The sequence below is a fragment of the Microbacterium sp. genome (assembly GCF_035556355.1).
GTDB lineage: Bacteria > Actinomycetota > Actinomycetes > Actinomycetales > Microbacteriaceae > Microbacterium.
This window is the reverse complement of sequence record NZ_DATMFG010000060.1, coordinates 35,835-59,827: the sequence shown is the minus strand read 5'-3', so window position 1 is coordinate 59,827 and position 23,993 is coordinate 35,835. Positions and strand designations below refer to the sequence as shown.

General features: G+C 70.0%; 19 protein-coding genes. 10 read left to right on the top strand and 9 right to left on the bottom strand.

Features of this window, described 5'->3' with window-relative positions; translation table 11 throughout:
- Positions 1–78: 78 nt before the first annotated feature.
- On the bottom strand, positions 79–1,503 hold the full coding sequence (glnA, locus tag VNR19_RS17170; RefSeq protein WP_325728489.1) for a type I glutamate--ammonia ligase: 1,425 nt from the start codon (positions 1,501–1,503) through the stop codon (positions 79–81).
- 182 nt (positions 1,504–1,685) lie between these two features.
- On the opposite strand from glnA, the gene VNR19_RS17165 reads away from it, so the two are divergent.
- Entirely contained in the window at positions 1,686–2,084 is a 399-nt protein-coding gene (locus tag VNR19_RS17165) for an RDD family protein (protein WP_325728488.1), read from the top strand.
- A gap of 10 nt (positions 2,085–2,094) precedes the next feature.
- Here VNR19_RS17165 and VNR19_RS17160 read toward each other — a convergent pair whose 3' ends face one another.
- Positions 2,095–2,805, bottom strand: coding sequence for a DUF4191 family protein (locus VNR19_RS17160; protein WP_325728487.1), 711 nt, complete (start codon positions 2,803–2,805; stop codon positions 2,095–2,097).
- Between the two features lie 125 nt (positions 2,806–2,930).
- Here VNR19_RS17160 and VNR19_RS17155 point away from each other — a divergent pair, with 125 nt between their 5' ends.
- Complete coding sequence (locus VNR19_RS17155; protein WP_325728486.1) at positions 2,931–4,298, top strand: hypothetical protein; 1,368 nt, start codon at positions 2,931–2,933, stop codon at positions 4,296–4,298.
- 46 nt (positions 4,299–4,344) lie between these two features.
- Here VNR19_RS17155 and sucB read toward each other — a convergent pair whose 3' ends face one another.
- From sucB to VNR19_RS17140, 3 genes are all read right to left on the bottom strand, one after another.
- The gene (gene sucB, locus VNR19_RS17150) at positions 4,345–6,264 is read right to left on the bottom strand and encodes a 2-oxoglutarate dehydrogenase, E2 component, dihydrolipoamide succinyltransferase (RefSeq protein ID WP_325728485.1); all 1,920 of its coding nucleotides are present in this window, start codon (positions 6,262–6,264) and stop codon (positions 4,345–4,347) included.
- Positions 6,265–6,327: 63 nt separating this feature from the next.
- Positions 6,328–7,701, bottom strand: coding sequence for a dihydrolipoyl dehydrogenase (gene lpdA, locus VNR19_RS17145; RefSeq protein WP_325728484.1), 1,374 nt, complete (start codon positions 7,699–7,701; stop codon positions 6,328–6,330).
- Entirely contained in the window at positions 7,701–9,173 is a 1,473-nt protein-coding gene (locus VNR19_RS17140; protein ID WP_325728483.1) for a leucyl aminopeptidase, read from the bottom strand. Before VNR19_RS17140 ends, lpdA begins: the two co-directional genes overlap by 1 nt.
- A 105-nt stretch (positions 9,174–9,278) precedes the next feature.
- Between VNR19_RS17140 and VNR19_RS17135 the strand changes: the two genes are divergently transcribed.
- The 3 genes from VNR19_RS17135 (at position 9,279) to VNR19_RS17125 (ending at position 12,665) form a co-directional block, all read left to right on the top strand.
- Positions 9,279–10,196 (top strand): proteasome assembly chaperone family protein, encoded by a 918-nt coding sequence (locus VNR19_RS17135; protein ID WP_325728482.1) that lies wholly within the window; start codon positions 9,279–9,281, stop codon positions 10,194–10,196.
- 256 nt (positions 10,197–10,452) lie between these two features.
- Positions 10,453–11,970, top strand: coding sequence for an RNA polymerase sigma factor (locus VNR19_RS17130; protein ID WP_325728481.1), 1,518 nt, complete (start codon positions 10,453–10,455; stop codon positions 11,968–11,970).
- Complete coding sequence (locus VNR19_RS17125; protein WP_325728480.1) at positions 11,967–12,665, top strand: coenzyme F420-0:L-glutamate ligase; 699 nt, start codon at positions 11,967–11,969, stop codon at positions 12,663–12,665. The genes VNR19_RS17130 and VNR19_RS17125 overlap by 4 nt, the downstream gene beginning before the upstream one ends.
- A 77-nt stretch (positions 12,666–12,742) precedes the next feature.
- Here the strand turns inward: VNR19_RS17125 and VNR19_RS17120 are convergent, their stop codons facing one another.
- A complete protein-coding gene (locus VNR19_RS17120) occupies positions 12,743–13,765 on the bottom strand; it encodes a sugar-transfer associated ATP-grasp domain-containing protein (protein WP_325728479.1) in 1,023 nt (340 codons plus the stop codon).
- A 45-nt stretch (positions 13,766–13,810) separates the two neighbouring features.
- Here VNR19_RS17120 and VNR19_RS17115 point away from each other — a divergent pair, with 45 nt between their 5' ends.
- Together VNR19_RS17115 and VNR19_RS17110 are read left to right on the top strand one after the other, a co-directional pair.
- On the top strand, positions 13,811–14,533 hold the full coding sequence (locus VNR19_RS17115) for an alanine racemase C-terminal domain-containing protein (RefSeq protein WP_325728478.1): 723 nt from the start codon (positions 13,811–13,813) through the stop codon (positions 14,531–14,533).
- On the top strand, positions 14,530–15,564 hold the full coding sequence (locus VNR19_RS17110) for an alanine racemase (protein ID WP_325728477.1): 1,035 nt from the start codon (positions 14,530–14,532) through the stop codon (positions 15,562–15,564). Before VNR19_RS17115 ends, VNR19_RS17110 begins: the two co-directional genes overlap by 4 nt.
- A gap of 1 nt (position 15,565) precedes the next feature.
- On the opposite strand, the gene VNR19_RS17105 is transcribed toward VNR19_RS17110, so the two are convergent.
- Positions 15,566–15,787, bottom strand: a complete 222-nt coding sequence (locus VNR19_RS17105; RefSeq protein ID WP_325728476.1) for a DUF7455 domain-containing protein — start codon at positions 15,785–15,787, stop codon at positions 15,566–15,568.
- Between the two features lie 168 nt (positions 15,788–15,955).
- On the opposite strand from VNR19_RS17105, the gene VNR19_RS17100 reads away from it, so the two are divergent.
- Entirely contained in the window at positions 15,956–18,037 is a 2,082-nt protein-coding gene (locus VNR19_RS17100; RefSeq protein ID WP_491715948.1) for a DNA gyrase/topoisomerase IV subunit B, read from the top strand.
- 5 nt (positions 18,038–18,042) lie between these two features.
- Entirely contained in the window at positions 18,043–18,936 is an 894-nt protein-coding gene (locus VNR19_RS17095; protein WP_325728475.1) for an SAM-dependent methyltransferase, read from the top strand.
- Between the two features lie 12 nt (positions 18,937–18,948).
- Here VNR19_RS17095 and VNR19_RS17090 read toward each other — a convergent pair whose 3' ends face one another.
- Entirely contained in the window at positions 18,949–21,423 is a 2,475-nt protein-coding gene (locus tag VNR19_RS17090) for a DNA gyrase/topoisomerase IV subunit A (RefSeq protein ID WP_325728474.1), read from the bottom strand.
- A gap of 59 nt (positions 21,424–21,482) precedes the next feature.
- On the opposite strand from VNR19_RS17090, the gene VNR19_RS17085 reads away from it, so the two are divergent.
- Complete coding sequence (locus VNR19_RS17085; protein ID WP_325728473.1) at positions 21,483–22,655, top strand: alkaline phosphatase family protein; 1,173 nt, start codon at positions 21,483–21,485, stop codon at positions 22,653–22,655.
- A gap of 93 nt (positions 22,656–22,748) precedes the next feature.
- On the opposite strand, the gene sepH is transcribed toward VNR19_RS17085, so the two are convergent.
- Positions 22,749–23,813 (bottom strand): septation protein SepH, encoded by a 1,065-nt coding sequence (sepH, locus tag VNR19_RS17080; RefSeq protein WP_325728472.1) that lies wholly within the window; start codon positions 23,811–23,813, stop codon positions 22,749–22,751.
- Between the last annotated feature and the right edge of the window lie 180 nt (positions 23,814–23,993).

Below are 23,993 nucleotides of genomic sequence, written 5' to 3'. Positions count from 1 at the left end.
ATGCCGCGGCATCCGTCACCCGTGGTGAGACACTGAAGGGGGCCCCGGAAACCCGGGGCCCCCTTCGTGCGGGAGCGATCAGACGCCGAAGTACAGCTCGTACTCGAACGGGTGCGGCCGCTGGGCGAGCGGCTGGATCTCGTTCTCGATCTTGTACTCGATCCAGGTCTCGATCAGGTCCTCGGTGAACACGCCGCCCTCGGTGAGGAATGCGTGGTCGTCGGCGAGGGCGTCGAGCGAGTCCTGCAGCGAGTTCGGCACCTGCGGGATGCCCTTTGCCTCCTCGGGCGGAAGCTCGTAGAGGTCCTTGTCGACCGGCTCGTGCGGCTCGATGCGGTTCTTGATGCCGTCGAGGCCGGCCATGAGCTGCGCCGCGAACGCGAGGTACGGGTTGCCCGAGGCATCCGGCGCGCGGAACTCGATGCGCTTGGCCTTCGGGTTCGACCCCGTGATCGGGATGCGGATCGCCGCCGAACGGTTGCCCGCCGAGTAGACGAGGTTGACCGGCGCCTCGAAGCCCTTCACCAGGCGGTGGTAGCTGTTGAGGGTCGGGTTCGTGAACGCGAGCACGGCGGGGGCGTGCGCGAGGATGCCGCCGATGTACCAGCGGGCGATGTCGGACAGTCCGGCGTAGCCCTTCTCGTCGTAGAACAGCGGCTGGCCGTTGTTCCACAGCGACTGGTGGGTGTGCATGCCCGAGCCGTTGTCGCCGAACAGCGGCTTCGGCATGAACGTGGCGGTCTTGCCCCACTGCAGCGCGGTGTTCTTGACGATGTACTTGAACTTCAGGATGTCGTCCGCCGCGTGGACCATCGTGTCGAACTTGTAGTTGATCTCGGCCTGGCCGGCGGTGCCCACCTCGTGGTGCGCACGCTCGACCTCGAGCCCTGCCTGGATCAGCTTGATCACGATGTCGTCGCGCAGGTCGGCGTGCTTGTCGACCGGCGACACGGGGAAGTAGCCGCCCTTGTAAGGCGTCTTGTACGCGAGGTTGCCGCCCTCTTCGGCGCGGCCTGAGTTCCACGCCGCCTCCTCGGAGTCGACCTCGTAATAGCTCTTGCCCTGGCGCACCTCGTAGCGGACGTCGTCGAAGACGTAGAACTCGGCCTCGGGGGCGAAGTAGGCGGTGTCGGCGATGCCGGTCGAGGCGAGGTACTTCTCGGCCTTCTTGGCGACCTGGCGCGGGTCCTTGCTGTAGATCTCGCCGTTACGCGGGTTGTAGATGTCGAAGACCATGATGAGGGTCTTCTCGTCGCGGAACGGGTCGACGTACGCGGTCGACACATCGGGGATGAGCTGCATGTCCGACTCATGGATGCTCGCGAAGCCCCGGATCGACGAGCCGTCGAAGAGCTGTCCGACGGTGAAGAAGTCCTCGTCGACGGTCGAGGCCGGGATGTTGAAGTGCTGCTGCACGCCAGGAAGATCCGTGAACCGGATGTCGAGGAACTTGACGTCCTCGTCCTTGATGAACTTCAGCACCTCGGATGAATCACTGAACATGAAGACTCCAGAGGTAGGGCATTCGGGAACCGCGCCTGCCGGCGCAGATCGACCGTATCGGGAGGGCATTGCCCGGCAGTGTCCCCCATGTTTCCGAGATGTTACGGCAGGCTGTGTGCGGCGGGTTCCGGCCGGCTGTGCCGCTGAAACGGGGTGCCGTGCAGCGAAGGTAGGCTGGAATCGTGCCTGATGCCCCCGTCGAATCCTCGTATCCCGGCGAGCGGCTCGGGCTTCCGCAAGAGGGTGCCGGATCGATCGCGCGGCTCGGCCGACGCGTGGGTGCGCTCTTCGTCGACTACGGCGCGGCATACCTGATCTCGGGCTTCTTCGCCTGGGATCCGCTCGCGATCCTGGCGATCTTCGCCGCGATCCAGCTCGTCTTCCTGCCGACCCTCCAGGGCAGCCCCGGCCACCGCATCTTCGGCCTGCGCATCATGCGCATCGACGGGACGTGGGTGGGCCTGTGGCGCCCGATCATCCGCACAGCCCTGCTCATCATCGTCATCCCCGCGGTCATCTGGGACTCCGACCAGCGCGGCCTCCACGACAAGGCGGCCGGGACCGTGCTCGTTCGCTCCTAGGGAGCGACGATCAGCGCGGGCGCGGGGCGCGCACCTTCGTCGGGTCGATGCCCTTCGGAATCGGCAGCGACGTGAGCGACTGCGACACCGAGTCGATGCGCTTGATGACGGCGGCCATCGTCGCACGGTCGATCTTCTTGGGGAGCGCCTTGATCGTGGACGCGAGCTTCGCGATCGGGACGTCCCCTTCGCCATGGCCGACGTAGAGGACCGTCACCGGCACGCCTGAGGCGACGCGCTGCACCTTGGAGCGCTCGTCGTTGACCAGTCGCGTGAGGCGACCGCGCGAGCCCTCGCCGACGATGACGACTCCGCCGCGGCCGACGGCGCGGTAGACCGCCTCCTGCGTCTTGGGGTTGATTCCCACGGGCATGTCGCTGGCCTGCCACTTGCGGCCGAGCGACGTCGACAGGACGTGGCCCGTCGCGCCGGGCATGCCGTCGATCTGGCGGTACATCGCGATGGTCGACAGGCGCGTCATCGTCATGAGGGACGCGAGCACGCCGAGCATGAGGCCGGTGATCGTCCAGAGCACGACGCTCCACCAGGCGACCGGCTGAATGAGGAACCCGACGAGGAGGCCGAGCCCGATGCCGACGAGGAGGATGCCTACGAGCAGCCACGGCAGCCACGGGAACGCCTTGCGGGTGAAGGTGAACAGCGTGCGCAGCTGAGTGAAGAAACCGGGGCGCTTCTCGGGGGCGGTGGTACGGGCGGCCATGCCCTCAAGCCTACCTTTCCGCGCCCACCGCCTCGGTTCCTCCCCACCGCTCGTTCGGCCGGTGAGCGTCCACAGTCGCGGGCCTGCGAGGCCGACTCGCAACGGATGCGGATGACCATCGAGATGTGGACGAGAAGCCCCTGCTCGACGACCGGCTCATGGCTGCGTACCGCCCGCTGCGAAGAGTGTCGGGCGGCGACGAGTCGCCCTGGCCGGGGGCGCTCGTACGCGCGGCGTCCGGTGACACGTGCGTGCTCGTCGAGGCCCGGCATCTCGATGCGCAGTGGCCGGGGTGGTGGGCCGATCCCGACGGACATGTCCTCGGGGCACTCGACCTCGTGCGGCGCGCCGAGGGGCACGATGTCGTCGTCCCCGTGTGTGTCGAGCGCGCCGACGCCTTCGTGCGCCGACGAGGGGCGTCTGGCGCGCCGCTGTCGCCGGGCGAGACGGTGACGCTCGCCGTCAGCATCGTCCGCGGGTTCGCAGAGCTCGTCACCGCCCGAGCGCCCGTCGCCGGCAGGTGGTGGGTGACGGATGCCGGACGCCCGCTCTTCGCGTGCGGTGCCAGCGGCGAGGCGGCGCCGTTCGCAAGCGCGGAGCTGCTTCGCTCTCTCGCGACGCCCGCAACAGCCGCCACGCTCGACGAGGCGGTGCGAGCGGTGCTCGCGGAGCGACCGTCGCGCCATGAGCTCGACGCGGTCGAGCAGCGCCTCTTCGGGTTGGCCCGACCGGAGCCGCTCGCCCTGACGGTGTTCGGCCCGCGTCGGGCCCGATCGGCAATGACGGATGCTGCGGCCGATCCGGCATCGCCACGAAGACGCGCAGTGATCGCAGAGTCCGACGCCGAGCCGCGTGGTCTCATCGCGTCGCTCGCTCGTCACATCGACGCGGACCTGGGTGATGCGGTGTCGCGTGTCGTGACGGAGGCCTGGAGGCGGCTGCGCTCGGCGAGGTCGGGTGGGCGGCGCAGGCCGTGGCTGCTCGCCGGAGGGCTCGCGGTCGCGATCGTGACCGGAGGATTCGTCTGGCCGGCTGGAGCCGATGATGCGGTGTCGACGGAGGCGCCGCCTCTGCCGGTGTCGAGCGTTCCCACCCGGGAAGGGTCGCTCGGTGCGGCACCGAGCGACGAGACGAACGCGGCGGGCGAGGCTGTCGCGGTGCTCGAAGAATCGACAGCCGATTCGACCACCGACGTGCCGGCACCAGGCGATCTTGCCGCGGTCGCCGACGAGCTGCTGACAGCGCGGCTGGCCTGCGCCGGCGAAACCTCCTGTCTCGCGGCGGTCGCGGAGGATCCGTCATCGACATTCCCTCCGGGTGTCGTCGATCTCGCGGGGGACGCGCGGGGGGTCTCGCTCGTCGACGAGTTCGGGGGAGTGGCGGTGCTCCGTGTCGAGCCCGTGGGCGGGGCATCCGGTGCGCAGCTCGTCGTGCTCGTACGGGGAGGAGAGGGGTGGCTGCTCCGTGATGTCTATGACGTCGAGAATGGCTGAGCCGCGACGCGTGTGCGCCGCGGCTCAGCCATTCTCGTGGAGCGGATCAGATTCCGAGCTGGTCCTCGAACGCGGCCTCCTCGAGGCGCGCCTTGACCGCGCCCAGGAAGCGCGCCGCGTCGGCTCCGTCGATCACACGGTGGTCGTACGACAATGCGAGGTAGACGTACGAGCGGATCGAGATCGCGTCCTTGCCGTCGACCGTCACGACGCCCGGGCGCTTGACGACGACGCCCGTGCCGAGGATCGCGGTCTGCGGCAGGAAGACGACCGGCGTGTCGAACAGCGCGCCGCGCGAACCGGTGTTCGTGAGCGTGAACGTGCCGCCGGCCAGCTCGTCGGGCTTCAACTTGTTCTCGCGCGTGCGCGTCGCGAGATCGGCGATCTCGTGCGCGATCTGCGCGATGTTCTTCGAGCCCGCGTCGCGCAGCACCGGCGTGAGCAGGCCGCGCTCGGTGTCGACCGCGATCGACAGGTTCTCGGTCGGCGGGTAGACGATGTCGGTGCCGTCGACCGTCGAGTTGATCACGGGGTACGCCTGGAGCGCCTCCGCGGCCGCGAGGGCGAAGAACGGGAGGAACGACAGCTTGTCGCCCGTCTTGGCCTGGAAGTCCGCCTTGACCGCGTCGCGGTAGTTCGCGAGCTTGGTCACGTCGACCTCGACCACCGTCGTCAGCTGCGCGGTCTGCTGCATCGACGCCACAGCACGCTCGGCCAGCACCTTGCGCAGACGCGACATCGGCTGCGTCGTGCCGCGCAGCGGCGAGACCTCGAGCGGCTCGCGCTTTGCGGCGGCCGGCGCCGGGGTCGCCGCGGGAGCGGATGCCGCCTCCGCAGCCTTGAGCACGTCTTCCTTGCGGATGCGTCCACCGACGCCCGTGCCCTTCACCTTCGCGAGGTCGACGCCCTGCTGCTGGGCGAGGCGGCGCACAAGCGGCGTGACATACGGGATGCCGTCGTCGTCGCCCCCGCCCGGCGCCGGACGCGGTGCGGGAGCCTCCTGCGCGGGAGCGGCCTGTGCCGGAGCGGCCTGTGCCGGAGCGGCACCGGGAGCGGGAGCCGCGGCCGCGGGAGCCGGTGCGGGCGTCTCTGCGGCGGGAGCCGGAGCCGGTGCCTCGGCGGGAGCAGCGGCCGGAGCCGGGGCGGCCTGCGCGGCGGGCTGGGCAGCCGGTGCGGGCTCGGCGGCGGGGGCCGCGGCCGGAGCCGCCTCGGCCGGGGCAGGGGCAGCCTCGGTCGGAGCGGGAGCCGCGGGCGCAGCTGCCGCGCCTTCGCCGATGCGGGCGAGCGGTGCGCCGACCTCGACGGTCTCGTCCTCCTGCACGTAGATGTGCTGCACGACACCGGCGACGGGCGACGGGATCTCGGTGTCGACCTTGTCGGTCGAGATCTCGAGCAGCGGCTCATCGACCGCGACCGAGTCGCCCACGTTCTTCAGCCATCGCGTGACGGTGCCCTCGGTGACGCTCTCGCCGAGCTCGGGGAGGACGACGTCTTTGCCCTCGCCGGACGGAGCGCCGGCGGCAGGAGTCTCGGCAGCAGAAGCGTCAGCGGCGGGTGCTTCGGCGGCGGGCGCGGGAGCCGACTCGGCGGCGGGCGCTTCCGCGGTGGCCGGAGAAGCCTCTGCGGCGGGCGCCTCAGCGGCAGCGGAAGCGGCCTCCTCGGCCGGCGCCTCCTGCGCGGGAGCCGCCTCTGCCGCGGCGGGAGCCGGGGCATCCGTCGAAGCGCCCGACCCGTCACCGATCTTCGCGAGGACCGCGCCGACCTCGACCGTCTCGTCCTCCTGGACGAGGATCTCTTCGAGGACGCCGCTGACGGGCGAGGGGATCTCGGTGTCGACCTTGTCGGTCGAGATCTCGAGGAGACCTTCGTCGGCCTGAACAGTGTCACCGACCTTCTTGAGCCAGCGGGTGACCGTTCCCTCGGTGACGCTCTCTCCGAGCGCGGGGAGGACCACGGAAGTGCTCATGAACCTGTCTCCTTCAGAACGCGGATGTCTTGTCTAGCTTAGTGACCGCACGCACCGTCGATCTCAGAGCGCGTGAAGCGGCTTGCCCGCCAGCGCCAGGAAAGCCTCGCCCAGAGCCTCGCTCTGAGTCGGGTGCGCGTGGATGTAGGGCGCGATGTCTTCGGGATGGGCCTCCCACGCCACCGCGAGCTGCCCTTCGGTGATCAGCTCGCCGACGCGGTCGCCGATCAGGTGCACGCCCGCGACGGGGCCGTCCTTCACACGGACGACCTTGACGATGCCCGACGTTCCGAGGATCTCGCTGCGACCGTTGCCCGCGAGGTTGTACTCGTACGACGTGACGGCGTCGGCGCCGTGCGCTTCGACCGCCTGCGGCTCGGTGAGGCCGACCGAGGCGACCTCGGGGCTGCAGTACGTGATGCGGGGGATCGTGCTCTCGGGCACGGCGACGGGCTTGAGACCCGCGATCTCCTCCGCGACGAAGATGCCCTGCTGGAAGCCGCGGTGCGCGAGTTGGAGCCCCGGCACGATGTCGCCGACAGCCCACACGTTCGGAGCCGACGTGCGCAGGCGCTCGTCCGTCGTGACGAAGCCCCGATCGAGCGTGACTCCGGCCTCCTCATAGCCGAGACCGGACGTCGCGGGTCCGCGACCGACCGCAACCAGGACGTAGTCGCCTTCGACGGTCGAGCCGTCCTCGAGGGTGACGACGGCTCCGGCATCCGTCTGCTCCACCGAGCTGAACTTCACACCCGTCTTCGCGAGGATGCCCTTGCGGCGGAACGCGCGCTCGAGCGCCTTGCTCAGCGCCGGGTCCTCGTTCGGCACGAGCCGGTCGAGCGCCTCGACGATCGTCACCTCGGCGCCGAACGAGTGCCAGATGCTGGCGAACTCGACGCCGATCACGCCGCCGCCGATCACGACGACCTTCGACGGGATCTCGCTCAGTTCGAGGGCCTGCTCGCTCGCGATCACGCGTCCGCCGAGCTCGAGGCCGGGGAGCGTGCGCGTGTACGAGCCCGTCGCCAGCACGACGTCGGCGCCGCGGTAGAGGTCGTCGCCGACGCGCACCGCGGGTCCGGACTCGAGCCGGCCCTCGCCCTCGACGACGGTGATGCCGCGCGCCTTCACGAGGCCCTGCAGGCCCTTGTACTTCTTCGCGACGATCCCCTCGCGGTAGGCGCGCACGCCGTCGGGGTCGATGCCCTCGAGGGTCGCGCGGATGCCGATCGTCGAGGCATCCCGCGCGATGTCGGCCACCTCGCCTGCGTGCAGGAGCGCCTTCGTGGGGATGCAACCGCGGTGCAGGCAGGTTCCGCCCACCTTGTCCTTCTCGACGAGCGCGACGCTCTTGCCGAGCTCGGCCGCCCGCAGCGCCGCGGCGTAGCCGCCGCTGCCGCCGCCCAGCACGACGAGATCGAATGTGTGCTCGGCCATCAGGCCTCCTTCGCGGTGTTCGACACGAACCGGATGAGCGACCGCACCGTCGCTCCGGTCGGGCCTTTGTCGGTGTATCCGTAGGGGCCGCCCTTGTTCATCCCGACGTTCGCGATGTCGAGGTGCACCCACGGGATGCGGGGAGCGTCGTCGTCATCGGACACGCGGCCGACGAAGTGCCGCAGGAAGAGCCCTGCGAACAGCGACCCGCCTGCGGTGTCGCCGATCTTCGCGTTCTGCAGGTCGGCGATGGGGGAGTCGAGCTCCTCGACCATGTGATCGGGGAGCGGGAGCTGCCACGCGGGCTCTCCGGCCTCGCGGGCCGCGGTCAGATACGCTGCGACGGTGTCGTCGTCGCCCATGACGCCTGCGTGGCGCGTGCCGAGCGCGATCGAGATCGCCCCCGTGAGGGTGGCGACGTCGACGAGCACGTCCGGGTGCTCGCGGCTCGCCGCCGCGAGCCCGTCGGCGAGCACGAGGCGTCCTTCGGCGTCGGTGTTCAGCACCTCGACGGTCGTGCCGTCAGTCATGCGCAGCACGTCGCCGGGACGCGTCGCGCGCCCCGAGGGCATGTTGTCGGCGATGCACAGCCACGCGCTCACGCGCACAGGGAGTCCCTGGGCGGCCACCGCGCGGAGCACGCTGAGCACGGTCGCGGCACCCGCCATGTCGTACTTCATGCCGACCATGCCGGTCGCCGGCTTGAGCGAGAGGCCGCCCGTGTCGAACGTGATGCCCTTGCCCACGAGCGCGATGTGTTTGCCGGCGCCCTCGGGGGAGTAGGAGAGGTGCACGAGGCGCGGCGGACGATCGGAGCCTTGGCCGACGCCGAGGATGCCGCCGAACCCGCCCTCGCGCAGTGCGTCCTCGTCGAACACCTCGACCGTGACGGGAAGGCCTTCGACCGATTCGGTCGCACGCTGCGCGAAGTCGGCAGGTCCGAGCCATTGCGCGGGAGTCGTCACGAGGTCCTTGACGAGGGCCACGGCATCCGCTTCGGCTCTCACCGCCGCGAGCTCGTCGTCGCCGATCTCGGATGCGCCGTGCACGACCACCTTCGACGCGCGCGCCTTCGGCGCCTCGGACTTGTAGCCGTCGAACCGGTACCCGCCGAGTGCTGCGCCTTCCGCGACCGCGCGCCACTGCGCGGCATCCGCGAAGGGGGCGGAGACGGCGACCCGCTCGAATCCGGTGAGGGTGCGGATGCCGGCTCCCACCGCATCGCGGAGGGCCGAGTCATCCGGCGAGGAACCCGTTCCCACGACCGCGAGCGGCGTGCTCGTCGACTCGGGGGCGGAGACCCGCTGGAACGAGGACGGCGCACCGGTGAAGCCGACCGCGAGGAGGGCGTCGCGCAGGCCTGGCCAGTCGTTCAGCTCGAGGTCGTCCAGCGGGGGGAGGGCCAGGAGGATCGCGTCGGCGTCGGATTCTCGGACAGGGTCGGTGCGGTACTCGAGGTCGGGGAACGACATGGCTCCCATCCTAGGTAGGGGGCGTCCGCTCTCGCGCGGCGCTGTTCGCTGTGAGCGCCATCGCGCTGACGCCGGGTGTGTCGGGGCGACTCGTAGCATGGAGGCATGCCGTGGTCCGGGCCTCTTTTCGAACGCAGCGCATCGGCTCCGCCGGTACCGCCGGGACTCCCGCTCGTGATCGCTCTGACGGGGTTCACCGACGCGGGCGGCGCCGTGAGCGGGCTCATCACGTATGTGCGCGAGGTGCTCGACCCGATCCCGCTCGCGGTGTTCTCGAACGACGTGCTGCTCGACTACCGCGCGCGCCGGCCGATCATCTCGTTCGAGGCCGATCACCTCACCGACTTCAAGCCGCCGCGGCTCGAGCTCTCGCTCGCGCACGACGCGCTCGGGCAGCCGTTCCTCGTGCTCGCGGGGTACGAGCCCGACTTCGCGTGGGACGCGTTCACCGACGCCGTGCTTCAGCTCGCGCACGCGTACTCGGTGTCGACCGTCACGTGGGTGCACGCGATCCCGATGCCGGTCCCGCACACGCGACCGATCGGCACGACGGTGAGCGGCACGCGCACCGACCTCACGGAGGCGCATTCGGTGTGGAAGCCCCACACGCAGGTCCCGGCGACCGTCGGTCACCTCCTCGAGTACCGGTTCGCCGAGTCGGGCGCTGCGGTCGCGGGATTCGTGCTCCTCATTCCGCACTATCTGGGCGACACCGACTACCCGGCGGCGACCCTCGCGGCTCTCGACAGCCTCACCGTCGCGACGGGACTCGTGTTCGCGGGCGACGAGCTGCGCGAACAGAACCGCGACTATCTGTCGCGCGTCGACGAACAGGTGTCGGGCAACGACGAGCTCTCGCGCATGCTGCAGGGCCTCGAGGAGCGGTACGACGCCTACATGGCGGGTTCCACTCTCGCGACGCCCATGATCCACACGGGCGATCTGCCGAGCGCCGACGAGCTCGCGGCCGAGCTCGAGCGCTTCCTGGCCACGCGGCCGAGCGCCGAAGACGACAAGGCCTGACAAGCCCTCAGGCGGTCGACGGAACGGATGCCCCGGAGCCGGGCGAGAGGGAATGCTGAGGGGCCCCCGGGCGTTCTCTCCATTGCGTCCATCGTGCGTCAGCACCGCACGCCAAGTGTGAGAGAATGGATGATCTGACCCATTGTCAACCCTCTCCGCGAGTGCTTTCGCAGGCGCAGGGACTTGACAAGGGTCTTACTAGTGTCCGAAATCGACCGGGGGGCGACAGACACCCGCCGCCACTGAAAGGCGAACCGTGACCGCAGCCACCAACACGACCGCACGCTCGCGCGCGAAGAGCGCCGAGACGGCCGCCGCCGACGAAGAGAAGAAGGGCACGACGACGAAGCCGGGCTCGAAGACCGCCGGCACCAAGAAGACCACCGCGGGCAAGACCACCGCGGGCAAGACCACCGCCACGGCATCCGCGAAGTCCGCGTCCGCCAAGACCGCGGCCAAGAAGTCCACCGCCAAGGCATCTCCCAAGAAGGCCGCGCCCAAGGGCAAGGCCGCTTCCGAAGAGGTCGACGAGCTCGAAGACGTCGAGCTCGAGGACGTTGAGCTGGACGTCGACGCCGTGGTCGACGTCGCCGATGTCGACGAGGCCGTCGTCGAAGACGTCGACGCCGAGGTAGACGAGGCGGATGCCGTCGAAGAGGCCCCTGCGGCCAAGAAGAAGGGTCGCCGCGCCAAGGTCGCCGAGGGCGACGCCGAGGCTGAGGCATCCGAATCCTCCGACGACGAGGAGGAAGAGGAGGAGAAGCCGGCGCCGTTCCAGGAGCCGCTGCCGACCGGCGCGATCGTCATCTCCTCGACGGACGAGGATGACATCCCCGTCTATTCGACGCAGATCACCGGCGCGACCGCCGACCCTGTCAAGGACTACCTGAAGCAGATCGGCAAGGTTCCCCTCCTCAACGCGGCCGAAGAGGTCGAGCTCGCGATGCGCATCGAGGCGGGCCTGTTCGCCGAAGAGAAGCTGTCGAAGATGACGCCCGAGGAGAAGTCCAGCCAGCTGGGCCTCGACCTGCAGTGGGTCGCGCGCGACGGTCAGCGCGCCAAGTCGCACCTGCTCGGTGCGAACCTGCGTCTGGTCGTGTCGCTCGCGAAGCGCTACACGGGCCGCGGAATGCAGTTCCTGGACCTCATCCAGGAGGGCAACCTGGGCCTCATCCGTGCGGTCGAGAAGTTCGACTACACCAAGGGCTTCAAGTTCTCGACGTACGCGACGTGGTGGATCCGCCAGGCGATCACGCGCGCCATGGCCGACCAGGCCCGCACGATCCGCATCCCGGTGCACATGGTCGAGGTCATCAACAAGCTCGCGCGCGTGCAGCGCCAGATGCTGCAGGACCTCGGACGTGAGCCCACGCCCGAGGAGCTCAGCCGCGAGCTCGACATGACCCCCGAGAAGGTCATCGAGGTGCAGAAGTACGGCCGTGAGCCGATCTCGCTGCACACGCCTCTCGGCGAAGACGGCGACAGCGAGTTCGGCGACCTGATCGAAGACACCGAGGCGGTCGTTCCGGCCGACGCCGTGGGCTTCACGATGCTGCAGCGCCAGCTCGAGTCGCTCCTGGACTCGCTCAGCGAGCGCGAGGCCGGCGTGATCCGCATGCGCTTCGGCCTCGGCGACGGTCAGCCCAAGACGCTCGACCAGATCGGCGACACGTTCGGCGTGACGCGCGAGCGCATCCGTCAGATCGAGTCGAAGACGATGGCGAAGCTGCGTCACCCGTCGCGTTCGCAGTCGCTGCGGGACTACCTCGAGTGAGCGGCGAGGCGAACGCCGGCAAGGCGCTCACCGTCGCCGTCGACGGGTCGTCGTACGCGCGCATCCCGATCCGGACGCGCGTGGTGATGCCCGGAGACGACCTCGACGCGTTCGTGCGCGAGTACGCCGAGTCCGAGGTGCGTCCGGGCGACATCCTGTTCGTGACCGAGAAGATCGTCGCGATCACACAGGGCCGCTCGTACCTCGTCGAGGAGATCAAGCCGCGCAAGCTCGCGTACTTCCTGTCGACGTACGTGACGCGCACGCCCTACGGCATCGGCTTGGGCATGCCCGAGACGATGGAGATGGCGCTGCGCGAGTGCGGTACACCGCGCATCCTCGTCGCCGCGGCGGTCGCGGCCGTCACGAAGGCGTTCGGCCGCAAGGGCGACTTCTACCGCATCGCGGGCGACAAGGCCCGCGCGATCGACGGGCCGACGAGCGGCACGATCCCGCCATACAACAAGGCGGTCGTGCTCGGACCGGAGCGCCCGCGCGAGGTCGCCGCGCACATCAAGCGGCTGCTCGGCGGTGTGCCGGAGGTCGCGGTCGTCGACATCAACGACCTCGGGGGCAACATCCTCGGTTCGACGCTCGACAAGACGGGCGAGAAGCGGCTGCTCGCCATCCTCAAAGACAACCCGCTGGGCCAGGGGCATGAGTCAACGCCGCTCGGCATCGTGCGCGCCGCCTGAACCGACTGACGAAGACGGCCCGGTCCCGTCGAACGGGGCCGGGCCTTCTCACATACGCGGCCGTGACCCGGCCCGCGTCAGAACCCGATGGCCTCGCGATAGCGGGGCTTGTGACCGGTGCGGATGCCGGTGACGCTCGGCTTGTTCTCGTACACGCCTGCGCCCCAGTTGCCCTCCACGAGCACCGGGCCGTCGGGTGTCACGACGATGTCCCATCCCACGTACTGCACCTGCGGCACGACGCGCGCGACCTGATCGACGAACGCCTTCACCTCGTCGACCATCGGCAGCTGGAAGTCCGCGATGCGGAAGCCCGTGTCGGGGTGGTTCTCGTGCACGTGCCCGTGCGAGTCGTAGCCCGCGCCGACGGCGTGGCCGTCGTCGTCGAGCATCGTGTAGAAGCCGCCGAACGTCATCTGGTCGCTCACCGCGCCGCGGCCGAACTTCTGGGCCATCGCGAGGATGTGCGTCTTCTCGCCGTCGAAGAACGCCGTGACGCGGGTCGTGTTGACGGTGCCGGGGCACACGGCGGCGAGATCCGGATGCTGCCGGATCACCTCTTCGATGAGCAGCTCGCCGCGCTCGAGGAGTCCGCGGTGGAACGCGTCCCAATCGTCGATCTCGGCCGCGTGGTAACGGTGCACACCGGTGCCCGCCTGGCCGACGGGCTCCTTCGTCACGATGGTGCCGTGACGCTCGGTGAACTCGCGGACGGCATCCGCGTTGCCCTCTTCGACGACCATCCACTCACGCTTGAGGTGGTCGCTGAAGACCCGGTCGAACTCGACCTTGTCCTGGAAGATGTGGCGGTAGTCGGGATGGTCGTACTTCTGCGACAGCTCGTTCGAGACGGGGTGCGTCATGTACGTCGCACGTTCCGCCTTGTTGAGGATCGCGAAGTCGTAGTCCACGTAGTCCTGGAACCCGACCTGCCGGAATCCGGCCGACCACAGCATGTCGACGATCACCGCGGGGGTCCACTTGCCGTGCGTGCGCGACACCTCCTTCGCCCGCTCGAGCACGGATCCGACGTCGATGCGGCGGGCGCGTCCGGCGAGGTAGCGAAGGCGAGGCGCGAGGCTGAGGCCCTTGCGAGGCATGCGGTCTCCAGGGTCGGGAGTGGGGGACCCGGATAGTCTAGAGGCGTGACCGCGGCCGATCCTGAGCATCCCTCGACTCGGACGGGCAGCGCGCCGCGGGCACGCATCTCGCTCGCTGCCCTCGCCGCCAACGCGCGGGCGGGCGCGGCAGCCGTCCCGTCCGGCGATCGCATCGCCGACCTGCGGTACGACGCGCTCGGGCACGGTGCGGCCGCGTGTGCGCGCACCCTCGCCGAGGTGGGCGTCGATGCGGTGATCGTCGACCCGGACCTGGCGGACGCGGTGACGGATGCCGCGTCCGGCCGCCTGCGTGTGCTCACCGAGGGCGAGCCGACGCTCGACACCGCCGCGCTGTTCGGCATCGACGGGTCCGGTGTGCCGGTCATGCGGCTGAGCGGCACCGTCCTCGGTGTGAAGCCCCTGCGGGCGGGGGAGGGCGTGTCGTACGGCTACATCCACCGCGCCGCGCACGACACCCGGATCGCGCTCGTCACGGGCGGCTACGCGCAGGGCGTCGTGCGGGCGCTCGGCGAGCACGCGCACGTGCGCGTGGGCGGGGCGCTGCATCCGATCATCGGTCGCGTCGCGATGGACGTGTGCGTCGTCGACGTGCAGGAGGCCGAGGTCCGCCGCGGCGATCCGGTGATCTTCTTCGGCGACCCGCCGCGAGGCGAGCCGTCGCTCGGGGAATGGGTTCGCTCGACCGGGATGGGGGCGGCGGAGCTCGTTGCGCTCGTCGGAGCTCGCGTGCGGAGGGATCACGAGTGAGCGAGGCGATTCTGACGGTGGACCTCGACGCGTTCGCGGCGAACGTCGCGACGGCGCGCTCACGCGTCGCACCTGCCGACGTGATGCTCGTCGTGAAAGACGACGCGTACGCGCACGGCATCCGTCCCCTCGTCACGCGCGCATGGAAGGAGGGGGTTCGCTGGTTCGGCGCCTTCGACGTGCCGACCGGTCGCGCGGTGCGTGAGGCGCTCGGCGACGAGCCGCGCATCTTCGTGTGGCTCGCGTTCGGGGAGGACGAGCTGCGCAGCGTCGCGGAGCTGGACCTGGAACTCGGGGTCGGCGACGCCGCGCTTCTCGACGAGATCGCCGCCGGCGGCCGACGCACGCGCGTGCACCTCAAGGTCGACTCGGGGCTGCATCGCAACGGCGTGCGCCCGGAGGAATGGCCCGCGTTCGTGGAGCGCGCCGCACAGCTCGAGCGTGTCGGCGCGATCGAGGTCGTGGGCATCTGGAGCCACATCGCCGAGGCGTCGGATGCCGAGGACGACGCCGCGCGCGCCGTGTTCGACCTCGCTGTGCGGCAGGCGGAGGAGGCGGGTCTGCGTCCGGCGCTGCGGCACCTCGCGGCCAGCGCGGCCTCGTTCGCGCGGGGCGAGTTCCGGTACGACCTGTGCCGCATCGGCGCGTTCTGCTACGGCATCCGTCCGTCCGGCGGGCCGAGCGACGAGGTGCTCGGCATCCGTCCGATCGCGACGCTGCGGGCGCCCGTCGTGTCGGTCGACGGGAAGTGGGTCGTCGTGGGCGTGGGCTCCCTCGACGGACTGCCGTCGACTCTCGCGGGCCGCTTCGACGTGGCGACGCCCGCCGGCCCGCGTCGGGTGACGCGGATCGACGGGCGTCGGTCATGGGTCCAGTCGTGGCCGGATGCCGAGCCCGGTCAGCTGGTGGACGTGTTCGGGCGCGAAGCGGCTGCGAGTGCGACCGACCTCGCCGAACTCATCGGGACGATCGGCGAAGAGATCGCGCTGCGGGTGTCGCCGCGCGTCACGCGCGAGTATCGGGGGGTCTGAGTCAGACCGACTCGTTCAGGCGGGCGGTCTCGTCGTGCCACGTGGTGGCGACGGCGCGAAGCTTCTCTTCGTACTTGCGCCCGTGGTGCGCGCAGAACAGCAGCTCGCTGCCGTTGACCTCGGCGGCGATGTAGGCCTGGGCGCCGCACGAGTCGCAGCGATCCATCGCGGTGAGACGGTACTCGAGGACGGCAGCGGCCTCAGTCGGTGTCGATGTGCTCATTTCTTGCCTCCTCGATTGCGTTGAACTCACGTACCGGTCATGAGATACAACCACGGGATTGTTTCGAGAATGCCGCGAACGGGTGACAGTTCGCTCACCGCGTACGGCCTTGCGCGACGGCGCGTGTCTGGACGGGGGCGTCGGCGGCCCCGGATACCCTTGAGGATTGTGACCACCGAGTACTCCGCCCATCATCTCCAAGTGCTCGAGGGTCTCGAGGCGGTTCGCAAGCGCCCCGGAATGTACATCGGCTCGACGGATTCGCGCGGTCTGATGCACTGTCTGTGGGAGATCATCGACAACGCCGTCGACGAGGCTCTCGCGGGCTACGGCACGCGCATCGACATCCTCCTGCACGCAGACGGGAGCGTCGAAGTGCGCGACCGCGCACGCGGCATCCCGGTCGACATCGAGCCGCGCACGGGCCTGTCCGGCGTCGAGGTGGTCTTCACGAAGCTGCACGCCGGTGGAAAGTTCGGCGGCGGATCGTACGCCGCATCCGGTGGTCTGCACGGTGTGGGCGCCTCGGTCGTCAACGCCCTCTCGGAGCGCCTCGACGTCGAGGTCGACCGCAACGGCAAGACGTGGGCGATGTCGTTCCACCGCGGCGAGCCCGGGGTGTTCGCGAACGGGTCGCCCGACTCGGCGTTCACCCCGTTCGAGGAGAGCAGCGAGCTCCGCGTGGTCGGCAAGGTCGCGAAGGGCGTGACCGGCAGCCGCATCCGCTATTGGGCCGACCGCCAGATCTTCACGAAGGACGCGACGTTCAACCTCGAAGAGCTCGAGCAGCGCGCGCGCCAGACGGCCTTCCTCGTGCCGGGTCTCGAGATCGTCATCCGCGACGAACGCGGAACCGTGAACGGAGAGGAGCCCGTCGAGACGAGCTTCCGCTACGACGGCGGCATCTCGGAGTTCGTCGAGTTCCTCGCGCCCGACGCGCCCGTGACCGACACGTGGCGTCTCACCGGCGAGGGCACGTTCACCGAGACGGTGCCGGTGCTCCAGCCGTCCGGCGCGATGGTGCCCACCGAGATCGAGCGCGAGTGCCACGTCGATATCGCGGTGCGCTGGGGCACCGGCTACGAGACGGTTCAGCGCTCGTTCGTCAACATCATCGCGACGCCCAAGGGCGGCACGCACCAGCAGGGGTTCGAACAGGGCCTCATGAAGGTGCTCCGCTCGCAGGTCGAGCAGAACGCACGGCGCCTCAAGGTCGGCAACGACAAGCTCGAGAAGGACGACATCCTCGCGGGGCTCACCGTCGTGCTCACGGTGCGCGTACCCGAGCCGCAGTTCGAGGGGCAGACGAAGGAAGTCCTCGGCACGCCGGCGGTGCGCCAGATCGTGTCGAACGTCGTCACGCGTGAGCTCACCGCGCGGTTCAGCTCCACGAAGCGCGACGACAAGGCGCAGTCGGCGGCGCTGCTCGAGAAGGTCGTCTCCGAGATGAAGGCGCGCATCTCGGCGCGCGCCCACAAAGAGACGCAACGGCGCAAGAACGCCCTCGAATCCTCGTCGCTGCCCGCGAAGCTCGTCGACTGCCGCTCGAACGACGTCGCCGATTCCGAGCTGTTCATCGTCGAGGGCGACTCGGCCCTCGGCACCGCGAAACTCGCCCGCAACAGCGAGTACCAAGCCCTCCTGCCGATCCGCGGCAAGATCCTCAACGTCCAGAAGGCGTCGATCAGCGACATGCTGTCGAACGCCGAATGCGCGTCGATCATCCAGGTCATCGGCGCGGGGTCGGGCCGCACCTTCGACCTCGACGCCGCCCGCTACGGCAAGATCATCCTCATGAGCGATGCCGACGTCGACGGCGCCCACATCCGCACGCTGCTGCTCACGCTTTTCTTCCGGTACATGCGGCCGCTCATCGAGGCGGGGCGCGTCTACGCCGCCGTTCCTCCGCTGCACCGCATCATCGTCATCAACCCGGGCTCGAAGCCCAACGAGACGATCTACACATACAGCGAGCAGGAGCTCCATGCGCTGCTGGCGAAGCTCACGAAGGCCGGCAAGCGGTGGCAGGAGCCCATCCAGCGCTACAAGGGCCTGGGCGAGATGGACGCCGAGCAGCTCGCGAGCACGACGATGGATCGCGCGGGGCGCCTGCTGCGGCGAGTGAATCTGACGGATGCCGAGGCGGCGGCATCCGTGTTCGAACTGCTCATGGGCAACGAGGTCGCACCGCGCCGCGAGTTCATCATCGACTCGAGCACGCGCCTGGACCGCGAGCGCATCGACGTCTGACGTCCATGGCCGGGCCTCCGACGCGCAACGACCGGCCCGGCTTCGATGCGGCGGCGATCCGCCGGTACTACGACCGCAACACGCGCGCGTTCCTCCGCTACGGTCACGGCGGCGGTGAGGGAGCGATCCATCGTGCCGTGTGGGGTCCCGGCGTGGGCGACCGGCAGCAGGCTCTCCACTACGTCGAAGACCGGATCGCCGGCGTGATCCGCGGGCGGGCCGGCGAGTCCGGGTCGGTGCACGTCGTCGATCTCGGATGCGGGGTGGGCGCGAGCCTCTGCTATCTCGCGGAGCGGATGCCCATGCGCGGCACCGGGATCACCCTCAGCCCCGAACAGGCCGCGATCGGACGCGCGCGGATCGCCTCGCTCGGCCTCGCCGACCGCGTGGCGTGCCGCGTGGGGGACTTCTCCGACCTGCCGTCGGACCTCGAGCCCGCGGACGTCGCGTTCGCGATCGAGTCGTTCGTGCACGCGCCCGATCCCGAGCGCTTCTTCGCGGAGTGCGCGCGCCTGGTACGGCCTGGCGGCGTGCTGGCGATCTGCGACGACATGCGGGGCTCAGGCGACGCCCGCGCGGCGGGCCGAACGCTCCGGCGGTTCGCGCGAGGCTGGCACGCCAACACGCTGCTCACACCCGGCGAGCTGCGGTCGATGGCGGAACGGGCCGGCTTCGTCCTCGAGTCGACCGAGCGACTGAGCGCGTACCTCGAGCTGCGCCGACCCCGTGATGTCGCGATCGCCGTGCTCATCGCGCCACTCGGCGTCCTTCCGCGGCGGTCGACGCGCCTCGATCCGCTCATCGGGGGCACCGCACTGCAGACGGGGTTGGCGAAGGGGTGGATCGACTACGACCTGACGGTGTTCCGCCGCACGCGAGCGGGTGCGGGTGTGTCGTAGGGGTTCGGCGCCTCAGCAGACGACGGTGCCGACCGCACCGATGACTCCGTCGAGCGGCTGACCCGACGCATCGCGCTTCGCGCCCGCGGGCGGGAGCGTGCGCACGCCCCCGTCGGAACCGACCGCGCGCGGCTCGTCGCCGACCCACGCGAGCGTGAGCGTGTCTTCGCCCTTGAGGAACCGCTGCGCCCGCACACCGCCTGTCGCGCGGCCCTTGGGTGGGAACTCGTCGAACAGCGAGACCTTTCCGGTTCCGGCATCCGTGCCCGACAGCGCCTGGGTGCTGCCGGCGATCGTGACGACGACGGTGTCGGATGCACCGGGCTGCACCGCTCCGAAGAAGACGACCTTCTCGCCCGAAGCGACGCGGATGCCCGCCATGCCGCCCGCCGAGCGGCCCTGGGGCCGCACCGCGGACGCGTCGAACCGGAGCAGCTGCGCGTCGCTCGTGACGAAGACGAGCTCCGCGTCGTCAGGTGCGGGCGCGGCGCCGACGACGGAATCGCCGTCCTTCAACGCGATGATCTCGACATCGTGCTTGTTGCCGAGCTCGGTCGCCGACACGCGCTTGACGACGCCCTGCGCCGTGCCGAGCGCGATGGGCGGCTCGCCCGTGAGGGGCACGAGCGCGACCACGTGCTCGCCGCCTGAAAGACCGAGGTACTGATCGGCTCGTGTTCCGGCGGCCGGCTGCACCGAGTTGCCCGGAACGGACGGCAGATCGACGGGGGAGAAGCGGATGAGGCGCCCCGCGGTCGTGACGGCCCCGACGTCGCCGCGCGTCGTCGTGTCGACCGACGAGCGGATGGCGTCGTGCTTGTATCGCCGCGAAGGCGTCACGATTCCGCCGCTCCCGTTCCCGTTGCCGTCGTCGCTCGTGCGGAGGTCGGCGCGCACCATGCGGCCCGTCGCGGAGAGGAACACCCGGCACGGCGCATCCGCGATCTGCAGGTCGGCCGCCGACGCGGCCGCACGCGACCGGGGCTGCACCGGGCCGCCGTTCATGAGCAGCGTGCGCCGCGGTGTGCCATACGTCTCGGCGACGGCGTCGAGCTCGCGGGCGACCTGCTGCCGCAGCAGCACGTCGCTGCCGAGGAGCTCCTCGAGCCGTGCGATCTCGGCCTGCAGCTCGTCGCGCTCGCGCTCGAGCTCGATGCGCGAGAACTTCGTGAGGCGACGCAGTCGGAGCTCGAGGATGTACTCGGCTTGGGGCTCGGTCAGGTCGAACACCGTCATGAGACGCGAGCGCGCCTGGTCGCCGTCGTCGGAGGTGCGGATGACCTGGATGACCTCGTCGATGTCGAGGATCGCGATGAGGAGGCCCTCGACGAGGTGCAGGCGCTCGCGCCGACGCGCGAGACGGAAGCGGCTGCGGCGCGTCACGACCTCGATGCGGTGGTCGAGGTAGACGCGCAGCAGCTCCTTGAGGCCGAGCGTCTGCGGCTGCCCGTTCACGAGGGCGACGTTGTTGATGCCGAACGAGTCCTCGAGCGGCGTCAGTCGGTACAGGTGCTCGAGGACGGCCTGCGGGTCGAACCCGGTCTTGATGCCGATCACCAGGCGAAGGCCGTTGCGTCGATCGGTGAGGTCGGTGACGTCGGAGATGCCCTGCAGCTTCTTGCTGTTGACCGCGTCCTTAATCTTCTCGATGATCCGCTCGGGACCGACGAGATACGGCAGCTCTGTGACGACGAGTCCGGTGCGGCGGGGGCCCAGCGGCTCGATCGAGACCTTCGCGCGCGTGCGGAACGAACCCCGACCAGTCGTGTAGGCGTCTTTGATGCCGTCGAGTCCGACGATGACGCCGCCCGAGGGCAGGTCGGGGCCGGGCACGAACTCCATGAGGTCTTCGACCGTGGCATCCGGGTTCTCGAGCAGATGGTTCGCCGCGGCGACCACCTCGATGAGGTTGTGCGGGGCCATGTTGGTCGCCATGCCGACCGCGATGCCGGATGCGCCGTTGACGAGGAGGTTCGGGAACGCCGCCGGCAGCACCTCGGGCTGCTGGAACTGGCCGTCGTAGTTGGGGATGAAGTCCACGACGTCTTCATCGAGGTTCTCGGTGAGCGCGAGGGCCGCGGGCGCGAGGCGCGCCTCGGTGTAGCGCGGGGCGGCGGGGCCATCGTCGAGCGAGCCGAAGTTGCCGTGGCCGTCGACGAGGGGCACACGCAGCGAGAACGGCTGCGCGAGCCGGACAAGCGCGTCGTAGATGGCGGCGTCGCCGTGTGGGTGGAGCTTTCCCATCACTTCGCCGACGACGCGCGCGCTCTTGACATGACCGCGATCGGGGCGCAGGCCCATGTCGGCCATCTGGAAGAGGATGCGTCTCTGCACGGGCTTCAGGCCGTCGCGCGCGTCCGGGAGGGCGCGCGAGTAGATCACCGAATAGGCGTATTCGAGGAAGGACCCCTGCATCTCGGCGGAGACATCGACGTCTTCGATGCGGCCGTGGTCGGCAGGGGCGGATTCAGTGCGGGATGCGGGCATGGACGTTCTTCGGGCCTCGGTTCGAGGGGCCGTGTGCGCGGTGTGCGAGACTGGCCCCGATGTCCCTCAGCCTACCGGCGGACCCGCCGTCGGCCCGGAGCCTCACCGGGCTCGTGCCGCAACTGATCGACGCGCTGCGCCGTGGGGAGGGGTCGACGCCGCACACATCGTCGGGCGGGCCGGATGCGCCGTGGTTCCCTCCGGCATCGAGCGTGATCCTCTTCGTGGTCGACGGCCTCGGGGTGCACAACCTCTCGTCGCGCTCCGGTCACGCGCGGTTCCTCACGTCGGTTCGCGCGAGGAAGGACGTCGCCCGCACGGTGTTCCCGTCGACGACCGCGTCGGCGCTGTCGAGCCTCCTCACGGGCGAAGGCCCGGGCCGGCACGGGATCGTCGGCTACCGCGCGCTCGAGCCGGAATCCGACCGCGTGCTCAACCAGCTCCGCGGGTGGGACACCGACGGGCTCGACCCGTGGACGTGGCAGCGCGCGGAGCCCCTCCTGCTGCGCGAGGCGACCGCCGGGCGCCCGGTGTTCGTCGTGACGAAGTCCGAGTACGAGAACACGGGATTCACCGTCGCGACGATGCGCGGTGCGGCGTTCGTCGGCGAGAACGACTTCACGACGCGAGTGGATCGCGCGGCCGAGCTGGCGGCGCGGCATCCGGGCGCCCTCATCTACCTCTACGTGCCGGATCTCGACGCGATCGGTCACCGGCGCGGCTGGGAGTCCGACGGCTGGAGCACGGCGCTCGAGCGCGTCGACTCCGCCGCGCGGAGACTGTCGGAGTCGCTGGCGCCCGGCGTCGGGCTCGTGGTGACGGCCGACCACGGCATGATCGACGTTCCGCGCCACCGTCATGTGCTGCTCGAGGAGGGCAGCCCGCTGGTCGAAGGCGTGCGTCACATCGGCGGGGAACCGCGGATGCTCCACCTCTACGCCGAGCCCGGGGCGGCCGGTCACGTGCTGACGGCGTGGCGCGATGTCGAGGCGTCGCGGTCGTGGATCGTGTCACGCGACGAGGCGATCGCTGCGGGGCTGTTCGGCGAGGTCGACGAGGCTGTGCGGGCGCGCATCGGCGACGTGCTCGTCGCGGCGCGATCCGGCATCGCGTACTACGACGACCGACTTGCCGACAAGGCGCCGCAGCGGATGGTCGGGCAGCACGGATCGCTCACCGACGAGGAGCGGATCGTGCCGCTCATCCGCCTCGGCGCGTTCGCGCGACAGTAGGAGTGAGGGACGGCTGCACTTCGTCTCGCTTCGCCCGCTCAGCGTTGACCCGAGTCGCCTCAACCCGTCCGGGGTGCGTTGACCCGGCCTGGGTCATTCCTCGGTGCGGGCGCCGAAGACGATCTCGTCCCAGGACGGCATCGCGGCGCGGCCCTTGCGGCGACCCGACGACTCGCCCACGGCGGACTGGGTGGGAAGCGAAAGGGGCGCCGGCTCGTGGCGCTGCGGGGGTTCCGTCTCGGGCTCTTCTTCGGTCGGCGCCTCGTCGTAGCCCGGCTCGAGCGCGTCGAAGAGCGCGACGGGCGCGTGCGTGCGCACGGGCGCCGACTCCTCCGCGGTGGGTGCGGGCTCGCGCTGACCGCGCCGGCGGCGCAGTGCCTCGAGCAGGTCGGCCGTCTCGGCGGAGGTCACGACAGTCTCTTCGGCGCGCTTGATCGCGGCCTTCTGCACCGCGGGGGCGACCGGAGTGGGCAGCTCGGGCGACTCCAGGTCCGCCTCGGGCGGACGGCGCGGACCGAAGGCGCCGCTGTCGAAGCGCGAGTCGTCTTTCGGCGGGGCCGCGTCGAGGGCACGCAGACGGGGGATGAGGCCTTCGGGCAACGAGCCCTGGCGAGACAGCTGGATCGCGTCGGAATTGAGGGGCGACAGCGTCGTGCGTCGGGGGTCGAAGCCCCAGCGGGCGTCATGATCGACGTCGTTCGCGGTGAACTCGAGCTTCACGATCCAGCCCGAGTGGTCCTTCCAACTCGTCCACCGTTCGCCCGTGGCACCCGCCTCACTCAGCTTCGCGCGCACGGCCGCGCCGAACGTCGGCAGCGCGTCGTGCTCGAGCTCGCCGCCGAGCAGCACGGGCACGGCGAGCGCCTGCCCGACGATGTGCTCGCGCTCGGCCAGTACGGGGCCCTCGTAGCGGGCGACGTCCTCCACACGGATGCCGAGGAGGTTCGCCACCTCATCGGCCGACAGCCCGGCCCGGATGTGGGCCTGGATCTCGCGCGGGCTGGCCTTGGGTGCGGAAGCCTCGGCCGTGCGGTCGCGGTGGGCGCGCCGCAACTCCATGCGCAGGGCATCGTCGACGGGAAGTGCGAAGCGCTCGCCCGACTCGGTGGCCAGGACGAGCACGTCGTCTTCGGTTCCGATGACTCTGAGCTGTTCCATGGGGGACGCCTCTCCGATCCGGCGGTGGTGACCATGCTGACACAGGGCATCCCGGGCGGCGGGAATATCCGACGCGTGCCGCGAGTTTAACCGCCGAGCGAATCGCGATCAGCATTTGCGAAAAGCACAGCAGTCGTGCAAACTATCGCCGCCCGACGGGCATAGGCACGCTGCACAACC